This is a genomic window from Mesorhizobium sp. WSM4837, from assembly GCF_055811435.1.
The window spans coordinates 1-12,158 of record NZ_JBVVQE010000073.1 but is presented as its reverse complement, the minus strand read 5'-3'; the positions used below and the strand labels follow the sequence as shown (position 1 = coordinate 12,158).

At 59.5% G+C, this 12,158-nt stretch carries 8 protein-coding genes, 6 pseudogenes and 1 other annotated feature; of the genes and pseudogenes, 10 read left to right on the top strand and 4 right to left on the bottom strand.

The window, feature by feature from the left end; genetic code table 11:
• Window positions 1-83: 83 nt before the first annotated feature.
• A complete protein-coding gene (locus AC0L3D_RS29990) occupies window positions 84-380 on the bottom strand; it encodes a hypothetical protein (protein ID WP_473518323.1) in 297 nt (98 codons plus the stop codon).
• On the opposite strand from AC0L3D_RS29990, the pseudogene AC0L3D_RS29985 reads away from it, so the two are divergent.
• The 3 genes and pseudogenes from AC0L3D_RS29985 to AC0L3D_RS29975 form a co-directional block, all read left to right on the top strand.
• Window positions 274-495, top strand: a pseudogene (locus AC0L3D_RS29985) (transposase); the annotation flags it as partial. The gene AC0L3D_RS29990 and the pseudogene AC0L3D_RS29985 sit on opposite strands and share 107 nt — an antisense overlap.
• A gap of 440 nt (window positions 496-935) precedes the next feature.
• Window positions 936-2,621 (top strand): NAD(P)/FAD-dependent oxidoreductase, encoded by a 1,686-nt coding sequence (locus AC0L3D_RS29980; protein ID WP_473518315.1) that lies wholly within the window; start codon window positions 936-938, stop codon window positions 2,619-2,621.
• A 137-nt stretch (window positions 2,622-2,758) separates the two neighbouring features.
• Window positions 2,759-3,573: pseudogene (locus tag AC0L3D_RS29975) on the top strand (IS3 family transposase); the annotation flags it as partial.
• Window positions 3,040-3,156, top strand: a sequence feature (AL1L pseudoknot). (Overlaps the previous pseudogene by 117 nt.)
• Here AC0L3D_RS29975 and AC0L3D_RS29970 read toward each other — a convergent pair.
• Window positions 3,547-4,443 (bottom strand): annotated as a pseudogene (locus tag AC0L3D_RS29970) (transposase); the annotation flags it as partial. The pseudogenes AC0L3D_RS29975 and AC0L3D_RS29970 overlap by 27 nt on opposite strands.
• Before the next feature lie 320 nt (window positions 4,444-4,763).
• Here AC0L3D_RS29970 and AC0L3D_RS29965 point away from each other — a divergent pair.
• From AC0L3D_RS29965 to AC0L3D_RS29950, 4 genes and pseudogenes are all read left to right on the top strand, one after another.
• A pseudogene (locus AC0L3D_RS29965) lies at window positions 4,764-6,179 on the top strand (DUF4158 domain-containing protein); the annotation flags it as partial.
• 26 nt (window positions 6,180-6,205) lie between these two features.
• Window positions 6,206-6,346, top strand: coding sequence for a hypothetical protein (locus AC0L3D_RS29960; protein WP_473482450.1), 141 nt, complete (start codon window positions 6,206-6,208; stop codon window positions 6,344-6,346).
• Window positions 6,288-6,578 (top strand): annotated as a pseudogene (locus AC0L3D_RS29955) (ISNCY family transposase); the annotation flags it as partial. The gene AC0L3D_RS29960 and the pseudogene AC0L3D_RS29955, both read left to right, overlap by 59 nt.
• A gap of 435 nt (window positions 6,579-7,013) precedes the next feature.
• Window positions 7,014-7,277, top strand: a pseudogene (locus tag AC0L3D_RS29950) (DUF2958 domain-containing protein); the annotation flags it as partial.
• Here the strand turns inward: AC0L3D_RS29950 and AC0L3D_RS29945 are convergent.
• The gene (locus AC0L3D_RS29945; RefSeq protein ID WP_473488842.1) at window positions 7,230-7,673 is read right to left on the bottom strand and encodes a type II toxin-antitoxin system VapC family toxin; all 444 of its coding nucleotides are present in this window, start codon (window positions 7,671-7,673) and stop codon (window positions 7,230-7,232) included. The pseudogene AC0L3D_RS29950 and the gene AC0L3D_RS29945 sit on opposite strands and share 48 nt — an antisense overlap.
• A gap of 705 nt (window positions 7,674-8,378) precedes the next feature.
• On the bottom strand, window positions 8,379-8,594 hold the full coding sequence (locus tag AC0L3D_RS29940; RefSeq protein ID WP_473482482.1) for a hypothetical protein: 216 nt from the start codon (window positions 8,592-8,594) through the stop codon (window positions 8,379-8,381).
• 47 nt (window positions 8,595-8,641) lie between these two features.
• Here AC0L3D_RS29940 and AC0L3D_RS29935 point away from each other — a divergent pair, with 47 nt between their 5' ends.
• From AC0L3D_RS29935 to AC0L3D_RS29925, 3 genes are all read left to right on the top strand, one after another.
• Window positions 8,642-9,496 carry an alpha/beta fold hydrolase gene (locus tag AC0L3D_RS29935; protein WP_473482454.1) on the top strand — a complete coding sequence of 285 codons (855 nt, stop codon included), beginning with the start codon at window positions 8,642-8,644 and terminating at the stop codon, window positions 9,494-9,496.
• Window positions 9,497-9,811: 315 nt separating this feature from the next.
• Window positions 9,812-10,099: an XRE family transcriptional regulator gene (locus AC0L3D_RS29930; RefSeq protein WP_473488843.1), complete on the top strand. Its 288-nt coding sequence runs from the start codon at window positions 9,812-9,814 to the stop codon at window positions 10,097-10,099.
• Window positions 10,100-10,271: 172 nt separating this feature from the next.
• The coding region (locus AC0L3D_RS29925) for an N-6 DNA methylase (RefSeq protein WP_473646727.1) at window positions 10,272-12,158 on the top strand (1,887 nt) is incomplete at its 3' end.

The window sequence follows — 12,158 nt, the reverse complement described above, 5'->3', positions numbered from 1 at the left end:
CAGGCTTTCCGGTTGCGACGTGTTCATGGCGGGTGTTCAGGCCGGGTATACCCAAATTAGAACACGCCCATCGGTTCCGGCGGTCAGTTACGCCGTCGTCGTGGTTTCAGCTTTCTGGTAACCTCCGCCACCCACGCGACTGCACCGGGCGTGGCCTGCCAGGCCTGGCCGTTTTCGTCGACGTAGTCAGCTGCCTCATCCTCGCCCCCCAAAGTGATATAGCCGTCGATGGAAGCAACCAAAGGCTGCTTGCCGGAAAAGACGCCAGGCGTCGTGCCCACGAATATCACCATCCTGCCACTGCCGCCGAAATCACCGGAGCTCAACCCGGTCGAAAACCTCTGGCTCGTCATGCGCGAAAACTGGCTGTCGAACCGCATCTTCAAATCCTATGACGATATCGTCGCCCATTGCTGCGATGCTTGGCGCAAGCTCGAAAACCAGCCTTGGCGCATCATGTCCATCGGCCGAAGAGAATGGACAAATGGGTTCTGATCAGTGAGGAAGCGTATTATATTACATATGAAACGTAATATTAATTCAATGAGTGGGAATTGAGTGATAGAAAGAAATAGATAATATCGATCGTTAGCAAGCACTAATAGAAGATATCGCGCGCGAGTATTTGGAACATGCTCGCGGTGGCAGGAGAGCGACTTCCCCATATGAGAGGAACGAGCGATGTATTTCGGCTGAGAAATCCATTCTCATCCAAATAAATATTGCGTCAATCGTCGATGAGCGAGATGCGTTTGCAGTAATTATTTATTACTAAGTACAGAAGCTGGCAAGCTCTCTTCTAATACACCCCGTTAATTGCGCCTCCGGTGAGCAGCAATTGTTATGCTGTGGCCAGCGTTCCAATTTAACGGGGGAGGCATTCTGAGGGCGGCCACACGAGATCTCAAGAAATATAGCTATCACCGGAGAGCGGTATGCTGAACAATACCATCGCAAGAAATTCATTGCCGAGTATCGATCTTCTGTATGATTATGGACCGTTCTTGCGATTGAGCGAGTCTGAAGGTGGTATTGGGAGCTTTGCTCAAAACAGCCGGCGCCCGCGGGTTGGCATTGTGGGCGCCGGCATCAGTGGCTTGGTGGCGGCGACTGAACTTTTGCGCGCCGGAATAACGGACATCGTGCTATTTGAGGCGCGGGATCGTATGGGTGGGCGGGCTTGGTCACAAATCTTCGACCCGCGCGAACCGCATCTCATTGCCGAGATGGGCGCTATGCGCTTTCCTTCCAGCGCAACCTGCCTGTTCCATTATCTGGACAAATTGAGGATAGATACCGCAGCTTCCTTCCCCGATCCGGGCATCGTGGATACCGAGGTGCACTATCGAGGTGCGCGTCATTTATGGCAGGCCGGCGAGTCTCCGCCGCCACTGTTCAGACGCGTTCATCAAGGATGGCAGGCTTTGATAAGCGACGGTTACGTGCACGAAGGGATTCAACTGCCCGCACCGGCGAAGATCACAACTTTGCTTCGGTCGCATCGCTTTGACCAAGCTCGTGACGCATGGCAGGCCTGGCTAGATTCGTTTCGCGACATCTCCTTCTATTCGGCCCTCGTCACCATCTTTACCGGACCGCAGCCACCAGGGCGCGTACCTTGGAAAAGGCCGGAAGATTTTGAGCTTTTCGGATCGCTGGGGATTGGATCTGGAGGCTTTTTACCTGTGTACCAAGCCGCGTTTACTGAGATGCTGCGTCTAGTAATTAACGGGTACGAGGACGATCAGCGCCTGATTATGGGAGGGATCTCCCTGTTGGTGAAACGGTTGGCTGAACAGGAGCTTAACGGTGTGAGTTTGCGGCAGCGTGTCCGCTACGGTCATGTAAGCCGTATTTACAAACAGGGCGGTCAGATTCTCGTGACATGCGCAGGAGGGCAGGTCGTGCCTTTTGACCGCGTCATCGTCACTACCAGCAATCGAGCTATGGAGCTGGCCCATCGTCTCACGGCGGATGGAACCTTTCTTACTAACGAAGTTTTGCGAGCGGTCAGAGAAACTCACCTTACCGGCTCTTCCAAGCTGTTTATGCTGACGGAAAACAAGTTCTGGTTAAAAAAGGGCTCGCCGACAACCATCTTGTCAGATGGCCTTGCCAGAGGGGTTTACTGCCTAGACTATCAGCCAGATGATCCGGATGGTAAGGGCGTGGTGCTGTTAAGTTATACATGGGAAGATGATGCTAACAAAATGCTTTCCATTCTGGACAAAAAGGAACGGTGCCAGCGTCTGGTCGATGATCTGGCCACCATTTCCCCTGATTTCGCCCGTCATCTAGTCCCGGCTAACGGTGACTATGAACGTCATGTCCTGCAGCACGATTGGCTGATGGATCCATATTCAGTAGGTGCCTTCAAGCTCAACTATCCTGGTGAAGACATCTATTCAGAACGGTTATTTTTCCAATTCGCTACCGCAAAAAGACCGGAAGAAGACACGGGCTTGTATCTCGCAGGATGTGGATGCTCCTTTACCGGCGGGTGGGTCGAGGGCGCGGTACAAACGGGCTTGAATGCCGCATGTGCTGTTATCCGCAGCAGTGGCGGCCAGCTCTTGAGCGGTAACCCTATTGATTCGATGAATTCCGCTTATCGATATTGAGAACCGGTAAATTTAGCGTTCTTTAGAAAAGGCTTCTTAAATGTTTGCAACGTCCACACTCGAGGAGATTTGCAATCAAATACTTGAACCGCGCCGGGTTTGCCGGAGGCTCCAAACCTTGAGAAGGTGGAGCCATCATGAGCAAGACGACTAACAGGTTTTCTCCCGAGGTGCGCGCCCGCGCGGTGCGCATGGTTTTGGATCACGAAAGCGAGCATGGTTCGCGCTGGGCGACGGTGTCCTCGATCGCGGCAAAGATCGGCTGCACGGCGCAGTCGCTCAATGAGTGGGTGAAGAAGGCTGAGGTGGACAGCGGCGTGCGCGCCGGCCTTCCCACCGAGGTTGCCGAGAAGCTGAAGGCTCTGGAGCGGGAGAACCGGGAGCTTCGGCAGGCCAACGAGATCCTGCGCAAGGCGTCGGCATATTTTGCCCAGGCGGAGCTCGACCGCCCGTTCAAGCCATGATCGCGTTCATCGACGATCACCGGGAGGCGCATGGGGTCGAGCCGATCTGCAAGGTGCTGCCGATCGCCCCGTCGACCTACCACGACCAAGTCGCCAAGCGGCGCGATCCCTCCCGGCTGTCGGCGCGGGCGAAGCGCGATGAGGAACTCAAGGTCGAAGTGCGGCGCGTGTTCGAGGAGAACTTCCGGGTCTATGGGGTGCGCAAGGTCTGGCGGCAGCTGAGGCGGGAAGGCTTCGACGTCGCCCGCTGCGCCGTCTCGCGGCTGATGCGCCAAATGGGTCTCGAAGGGGCGATCCGCGGCAAGCCGGTGAAGACCACGATCAGCGACAAGGCCGCTCCCTGTCCGCTCGATCAGGTCAACCGCCAGTTCGCACTGCAACGCTTCGTTTCGATCTTCTCGGCTCTGCGCAATCTCTTCGTACCCGCCCCGCTCAAAACGCTCCGCTCTCGCTACACATATTCACCGCCTGCTGTGGCGCGGTGGCAGCATTCGTGCTCTCAGCAGTTCGGGGCCTGCCCTGCCGTACATTGCGCGCTTGAGGGTCTTGAGGCGGTTGATCTGACCTTCGGCCTGTCCGTTGCTCCAGGGCAGCTCGATGGCGTTGTTGACCGCATCGATGTCTCTGCGCAAAACACGGGCGAATCGCATGATCGGAATGATGTCGGAGTCGATTGCATCGTCGATCCAGGGGTCCAGTGTTTCCGACCTCCTGCTCCGAAGGATACCGTTGAAGCGCATTGCCAGGCGTCGCATCTCGGCGAATGCGTCAGATCCCTGCTTCAGGGCATCGACTTTCCTAGCTTGTCGAGGCGTCAGCAGACCTCTTGGCCTTATGCACAGCGCCGCGGCAACAACTGGCGAAATCGCGTGGCCGGTATCCGGATCTCGAACGGGTCCCAAGCTGATCGCCATCGAAGGAACATCATCGGCGCGCACTCTTTCGGCCCGCCGCCAAGCTCCCAGCAGTCGCTCCAGATGGGAGAAGCTGCAGGTGTAGCCGCGCTGCTTGACATCATGAAAAAGATGCCGTCCGCAGCGGTTCCCTTCCTTCCAGCATTGGGCAAGGAACGTTTCAAAGCACCATGGTGATGTGGGGTTCAATGCTGCTCGCCGCCTATCTGGCGGAGCCTTGAACTTCAGCCACTTCGCTACGCTGCGACGCTCATAGCCGGTCCGTCGGGCGATCTCGCTGTAGGATAGAGCCTCCTGGCGTAAGGCGTGGAGCATCTCGAATATCTCCTGGCGAGACTGCCTATGCGCGAGACGGGCACGCCGGCGATGTGTCGCAGCGTCGAGACAAATCGAAGCCAGCTCTCCCGAGGACAGACGCCGGCAAGCTGTGCGTGGACTTAGCGAAACAGCCGTCCGCAATTTAGCGGAATCCCTGTCCCGAGTTTGCGAAACACGCAACCAAAAGATGAAAGTGCGATGTTCAGGCGCATCGGGTGCGACTGCACCGAGTTACGTGATTTGAAGTTGGGGTCAGAACAAGAGCCGTGCAGAATCGTACGCTAAGAACGAACGAAGCGTGAAGCGGGTTTGCTTATGTCTCGCGATTTCCGGGGCGCGCCGTCTGATCCCAGTGGAAAACCGTCGCAGCAGAATAGCTGCTGTTTCCACATCCAGTCTGCTCGGCAACATTCAGCGGCAGTTGGTGTTGTGTGCGGAGTTGAGCAGTGGCCAGGCGCAAGATTCTCAAAGCTCCGGATCGACGGGAGCTTTTCGATATTCCGGCTGATGAGGACAGCCTGATCCGACACTATTCATTGTCCGCGGCTGATCGCCTCCAGATCGACCTGCGCAGGCGCGAGCACAATAAGCTCGGCTTCGCTGTTCAGCTTTGCGTGATGCGACATCCAGGTCGGGTGCTGGCGGCAGGCGAAATTCCGCCCGGCGCGATGCTGAAATATGTCGCCGACCAGATCGGCGCCGATCCCAGTGTGTTCACAACCTATGCCCGCCGCGAAGAGACGCGTCGCGATCACATTGCGCGTCTGATGATCTGTCTCGGCGTCAGAAGCGCGACAGCTCAGGATCGTCGCGCCGCGCTGTTGACGGCAGTGGAGGCGGCCGCGATGTCCGACAGCGGCGCTTCGATTGTGAATGCCATCGTTGCCACGCTGCGAGAACGCGGAGCACTGTTGCCCGCGGCAGAGATCATCGAGCGAATGGGTCTTGCGGCTCGTGCCATAGCTCGCCGCCGCGCGGAGGGGGCGCTTATCGAAGGTTTGGCCCGTGAGAAGCTGCAGGCGCTCGACAAGCTGCTCGAGGTTGATGCGGCGATCGGTCAGACCCGCTTCCATTGGTTGCGGTCGGCGCCGGAAGCGCCCGCGGCTTCAAATCTGATAGGACTGACGGAGCGGATTGCATTCCTGCGCATGCTCGGAATCGATCCCGGTTTACTGGCGAGCGTGCCTTCCGGGCGGTGGGACCAGATGGTCCGCGAGGGCAATGCCACGCCGGCGTGGCTGGCCAACGACTTCAATGCGAGCCGTCGTCACCCCCTGATCGCCGCGCAGGTGATCAAGCTGGGCGAGAAGCTAACCGATGACGCCGTGACGATGTTCATCAAGCTCATCGGGCGGCTGTTCTCCCAGGCGCACAGCCGCAAGAACCGGCGGCACATGGACCATCGGACAGACACCTCCAACGCCCTGCGTCTTTTCCTCGATACGATATCGGCGCTGCAATCGGCCAACGATAGGGGTCAGGACGCACTTGAGGTGGTCGACCAGATGCTCGGTTGGCACCGGCTGCTTCGGATGAAGCCGGAGCTTGCAGCAATGGTCGAGGAAAATGAGGCATCCCCGCTGGTCTTGGCGGCCGAGCAGCATAGTGGCGTCATCAAATATGCGTCGGCGTTCCTGGCGACCTTTGCGTTCCGTTCAGCGCGCCGCCACGACTCCTTGCTCACAGCCATTGCGATGCTCCGAAGGCTTCATTCGGAGGGACGGCGTGCACCGCCCGAGCGTGTTCCGACCACCCATCTCAGTCCAACCGATCGGAAACTGATCTTTGGGCAGCAGAAGCCTGATCGCCGGCTCTATGAGATCGCCACGCTCGCCGCATTGCGCGAGCGCCTTCGCTCGGCGTCTCGGCCAGGCAAGTCCAGCGGCTAATGAAGACGTTTCAATCTGAAGGCGCGCCGGCTCTTCGCCACAAGGCGCGTGGCCGTCCCTCCAAGAACCGCATTCTTGATGGCCCTGTGCCGCAAGGAGGTCCGCACGCTGACGCAGGCTCTGACGCTGCGTTACGATAAGGTGATGTTCATTCTCCACCCGACCGAATTGGCGAAGAAGCTTGCCTGCAAGAAGGTGGTCGTCTGCGACTATGCTGATGGCCGTCTCGAGATCATGCATGAGGGTGTCGCCCTGCCCTACAGAGCCTTCGATGAGCTGCGCTCGGTTCACCGTTCGGCGATCGTCGAGAACAAGCGGCTGGACGCCGCCCTGGAGATGGTTGCCGAGATGCAGGTCGGCCGCGAGTCGCGCGCTCCCGTTGTGGCCGTCCCCACCGCCATGCGACATTCTACTTTGCTGGCGCCGCGACATTCGAACTTTGGTTGCAACATCGCGCACAAAGCATGACATCGCCAGATGCCGGGCCGGTCCGAATTCGTTACGTTGAGGTAAGCACCACGCCGCCAACCGGACGATTGCGAGCGGGCTAGCGATGGAGGCGCGGTGGCCAGCTCTCGATCAGGCTGGTCGCGGCCTTGGTTGCCCATCTCAATGACATCGGATCGTACTTCCCCCTGTCGCGCGCGAAATACGCCCCTCCCGTCATCGAGACGAAACGAGATCCTCTTTCACCTTCCTGCAGAAATGACGCCCGCCTGGAGCGCCATCACCAAGCGAATTGCGTTGCCCGCGAGGTCGAACAGCCCGAGCTTGATCACGAGCCCGTCGTGAAGCTTCTCCTGCAACCGGCGCGCGACTTGGCTCTTGACCGAGTTCGACCGCGAACCCGGAGTCGCCGTCGGTGTTTGCGACCTTGGCATGGGATGGCCGGAGCTCGGCTATGTAGCCCGGTCGGATACCTCGACAGCTTGCCCGGGCCGTTCGGCAGGCCATGTCCTCGCTTACCTGCTCGGCAACGAGCCCCGGTCAATTCCGGCAGTTCAGTCAACTTTTCGACGACGCTCAGTCATCGGATCCTTTCGGCAAGGTTGCCACGTCTGTTCGACCTAAAAGCTGGTGCAGGGTGAGCAGCGGCGAGCGCATCGCCTTGGCATAGGCGTAGTGGAAGCGACCGAAATTGCTGAGGCGCCGCTTTCCTATGCCGTGCTGTTCGGCGACGGCGACCGCGTAGGACAGGACGCGTCGGGGCGAACCGGGCTCGCGGAGCCGAATCTTTCGTGCTTCGAGCCATTCGACGACAACCGCCTCAGCCGCTTTGTAGGCGCAATTCAACTGATCCGGCCGTGAAAGGACGATGATGGCTTCCCAGGGAGCAAGTGTCGATGTGAGCGGCGATGCCGCATCGAGCAGCGCCGCTTCATAGGCGTCGGCCGTGTCCTCCCCGCCATTATCGAGACGATCGCACATGCATCGACGAACATTATTCGTCACCACCTGTGAGGTCATGGTCGAGCTCGTGATAGGCCTGCGGTGGAACCGGCTTTCGACCTGGCTGAAAAGACAGGCCGTGCTTAGCCAGAATCTTTTGCGCTGGCTCATACTTCACGGCGGCTTGTTCGTGCCGTTAGGTTCGCGGCTACGCAGCGCGGCCACCATGTTGGCGCGATGGACGATACGATCCCGTTCCTGCTGCGCCAGCCCTTCCGCGATCAACATTGGCGGCGAAACCCCTGAGCCACGCGACCCAAGCCCGGTATCGCGCAACGAACGGCTTCGGGAAGACGGGCAGAGGCTGCGTGCCGCACGCGCCCTCATGGTCTTGGCGCTTCGCGACCGCGCGGGCGGGCCACGCTGTTCTGGCGCCGCGAGGCGCGTGATGCGTGTCCACAACCTGACAGCGGCACACAAAATGCCAGGTTCAAAACAAACATTGGCGAAATGTCAGGTTCTTACAACCCGCCATCTGGGCACTGTGGAGGTTTTTCAAAGCATATCCATGCGCTTACTGCGCGCTGAGCGCGCTGGCACGGGCTTTGCACATAGAAGTGCGACACTGAATCAGGGTGACTGCACGCGGACCGGCAAGACGAGCATGATCTCTTCCGTTGAACCCGTGTGCCCGTCTTTGAGAGGACGGACTGAAACAGCACCTTCTAACGGATTTGCTGCAGGCCCTGGCGAGCTACAAGGGGTCCAGCCCAGCCTCGCCCGTCATTCGAAAACACGTGCCCGACCAAGGAGAAGACGGATCGACACCTTCCTGGCGCGGCCGAGCATGTTGATGCCGACATTCTCGAGCTTGATGCCGAGGTCTTGGGAGATCACCTGGCCGCCGGTCACGATGCCGGCGGGCCGACGTGCGTTGTCCCACCGGGTGATGCGGGCAAGGGCGAGACGGAAAAATGGGCTCGACTTCCCGGTTGTCAACCTTTCCTTTTTCCCTCGTTCTCAGAAGTAATCTTGAGGAGTAAACGATGCTCAGTGGAATGGCCGACCGTGGCGACGCTCAGATATATTATGAAGTTCGTGGAAGCGGTCCACATCTTCTGCTGATTTCGGGCGCCGGAGGTGACGCCGGGTATTTCTCAGGTCTGGCTGAGGATCTTGCCAGCGCCTTCACAGTCATAAATTACGACAGGCGGGGCAACTCACGCAGTACGGGCCGCTCTGAGACGCCGATCACGGTCGCGCAGCAGTCGGATGATGCGCGCGCGCTGATCGACCAGCTTGCCGGCGGCAAGGCCCTGGTTTTTGGAAACAGCGCCGGAGCGATCGTCGCGCTTGATATTGCAGCCCGTCACCCCGATGTCCTGCGCGGCGTGATCGCGCATGAGCCGCCCGTCACCGGGATGCTCGCTGACGGGGACCCGTTGCGGGGTTTTTTCGACCGCATCGGCGCGCGCTACCGTGAAGCGGGCGCTCAAGCTACTGTCTTCGAGTTCCTCCAGGCCGTCCGGGGCGAGGGCAGCGAAAGCACATATATCTGGCCGGAAGATCTCCAGGCGAGGTTCCTTGGGAATGCCGACCACCTGTTTGGGAATGAATGGGCGGCTTGGGGACGCTTTGTTCCCGACGAGGCAGCACTGCGCAGCGCCAAATTCCCTATAATTCTCGGCGCGGGTTCAGCTGACCGCGGGCTGTTCTATGCCCGGCCATCCGTCGAAATTGCGCGGCGGATTGGCGTTCCCTGGGTTGAGTTTCCAGGCATCCACCTCGAATTCATGCCTCGTCCCGCTCTTTTTGGCGCGGCAGTCCGTGTGCTGGCATGCCTGATGCACACTGCGGCGGACGCCCTCCCCGAGGCGTGGAATACCGAAGCTGGGGGATGAACGCGCAGCGATCCCCCCACTCGTGATTGACACGATTGTTTCGGGAAGCGATGGGCAGCTTCAAAATGTCCCGTCGACGCGCACCAGAGCTGCCATGCCACTAGGATAAGCATCATGGTTCTATGAGGAACGAAGGGCTGGTTTTCCGCTTTGTCAGCCAAAACCGGACTGACAGCACACGTCCCAAAGACTGCAGATGCGAACATTCTGCTTCTTCGGCTTTTACCGGTTGCATGGAAGGTCGAGCGAGTGCCATTGTACCATCGTATTGTGTGCTATGACACATCAAACAGTGTGCTGAGACGAAGCGGTGCGGTGCCTTACGCTGACTTCCTTGCCGAACTTGAGCGCGCCGGCCTCAGTGTGCGCACCTTTGCCGAGTTGATTGGTATGAACCCCAATTCGATCACGAACTATGCAAAACGGAGAGCCCTGCCGCAGCACATCGCCCTTGTTGCCGTGCTCGTCGCGGAAATGGCCGCTAGCGGGGTCGACTATCGCACCGCGATTGCCAAGGTTGCGCCGACGAAGAAGCCGCGCGGCGCTACTCGTCGCGGCCGTTTCGGCGGCGATCGCCAGGCAAGTCTGGATTTACGTTCGTGAGCGCACCACTGGCAAACGGCCATAACCATGACTGACTGGCTGGCCCGGCTCGAGCCCTTCGGCGCTCGTCGGCGCCGTCTATGAATGGCAGGATGCACCGCTCGTCTTCCTAGTCGACGCTGATCAGATCGACGGCAACGAAAAAATCCACCAACTGCGACGCTTGCTGGCAATGCGAGGCGACGCGCCATATCTCGGCATCGTCGCTTCCGGTCGGCTCGACGTCTACGCCATCGCGCTCGATCGCAAAACGCCTGCCCAAGCGCGTATCGCTATCGACGAGTCGACCGAAACGGTCAAGGATTTGTTCCCGCATCTGGCCAATCGCCGACCCCGGGCCGCGCGAACGAAGCAGAGTTGGATTTCTAACGTTGTCCTCAACCTCCTTGCCGAGGCGATCGATTGCCTGATCGGTCTTGACCTTGAGCACGGCGACGCGATCTCGCTCGTGGGCCGAGCCCTCTTCGCCCGCTTCTTGGGGGATCGTGACCTCCTGCCGGCAAATCTGGCTGCGCCGGACGTCGCTGCAGCGATGTTCGACAATGCCGACAATGCGCGTGCGACTTGCAGCTGGCTCGACGAGACGTTCAACGGCGATCTTCTGGCCTTGTCGGTCGACTTATTCGATCACCTGCCGTCCGAAGCCTATCACGTTCTTGGCAACATCATGATGCGCGCGCCAGGCGGCCAACTCTTTCTGGGATGGGCGGAGCGCTGGGATAGGCTCGATTTCGCCCACATTCCCGTCGGCGTGCTCAGCCAAGCCTATGAACTCTATCTGCGCAGCCACGCGCCTGCCAAGCAGAGACAGGAAGGCGGATACTATACCCCCTGGCCCATCGCCGACTTGCTCGTGCGCGCGTCATTTCGCGCGCTGGAGCGTGATGGGGCGACCGCCGACGCGCGGATTCTTGATCCGGCGGCCGGCGCTGGCGTGTTCCTCCTCACTGCATTCCGGGAACTGGTTGCCGCCCGCTGGCGCGCGGACGGCAAGCGGCCCAACACGCAGCGCCTGCGCGAAATCCTCTACGATCAGATCACGGGCTTCGATATCAACGAAGCAGCGCTGCGCTTCGCGGCCCTGGCGCTTAACCTGATTTCGATCGAACTTGATCCCGAGCCCAAGCCGGTCGACAAGCTCCGCTTCGACGATCTGAGGGGCAAAGTGCTTCATCGGATCGGGGCGAATACGGACGCTCCCGGCGCGGCGTTGGGCAGCCTCGGGCCCTTGGTCGACGAGGAACATCGTGGGCGCTACGACATGGTCGTCGGCAACCCACCGTGGTCCTCAGGCACGAAGCTGCCGGACTGGTCATTGGTGCTGTCGACAGTCGCTCGCATCGCCAGTGAACGGACAGGCACCAAGATCGCGCCACCACTCCCCAACGAGGTGCTCGATCTCCCATTTGTCTGGCGCGCGATGGAGTGGGCGAAGCCCGGCGCCCAGATCGCGTTCGCGCTGCATGCCCGTCTGCTTTTCCAGCAGGGTGACGGGATGGTCGACGCGCGCAGGATGCTCTTTCAGGCGCTCGACGTGACATCGGTTATCAACGGTGTAGAGCTGCGACAGACCAAGATGTGGCCGGAAATCTCCGCGCCCTTCTGTTTGCTGATCGCGACCAATCGCATGCCGGAGACCGGCACGGGTTTCCGCTTGATCAGCCCGAGGGTAGAAACCGCACTCAATGCCTCGGGCGCCATGCGCATCGATGTGCATTCTGCCGAGATCATCGCAACGCAGCAGATGGTCGAGACGCCCGACATACTCAAGATCTTATTTAGGGGAACGAAGGCGGACCTCGGCCTTGTCGAGCGGATCAGAACGAAAGGATTTCCCACCCTCGATGCGTTTTGGCGTGACGCGGTTGGCATTTCCGACCGCGGCCGCATGGCAGGTGCCGGGCGCGGCTATCAAACCCTGAAGGCAAGTAGTCGGACCAGGGTGAAGGGCGATGGCCAACCAGGGGTCGGAACAAGATTTTCTTTCCCAGACACGCTAAGGTCGAACGAAGCACGAACATCTGTTTGTCCTCTGGACAAGATTACCAACTCGATTGCG

Coding starts and splice junctions, on each gene's coding strand:
- AC0L3D_RS29990 (WP_473518323.1), bottom strand. CDS start 380: ATGCGGTTCGACAGCCAGTTTTCGCGCATGACGAGCCAGAGGTTTTCG.
- AC0L3D_RS29980 (WP_473518315.1), top strand. CDS start 936: ATGCTGAACAATACCATCGCAAGAAATTCATTGCCGAGTATCGATCTT.
- AC0L3D_RS29960 (WP_473482450.1), top strand. CDS start 6,206: ATGAAGACGTTTCAATCTGAAGGCGCGCCGGCTCTTCGCCACAAGGCG.
- AC0L3D_RS29945 (WP_473488842.1), bottom strand. CDS start 7,673: ATGACCTCACAGGTGGTGACGAATAATGTTCGTCGATGCATGTGCGAT.
- AC0L3D_RS29935 (WP_473482454.1), top strand. CDS start 8,642: ATGCTCAGTGGAATGGCCGACCGTGGCGACGCTCAGATATATTATGAA.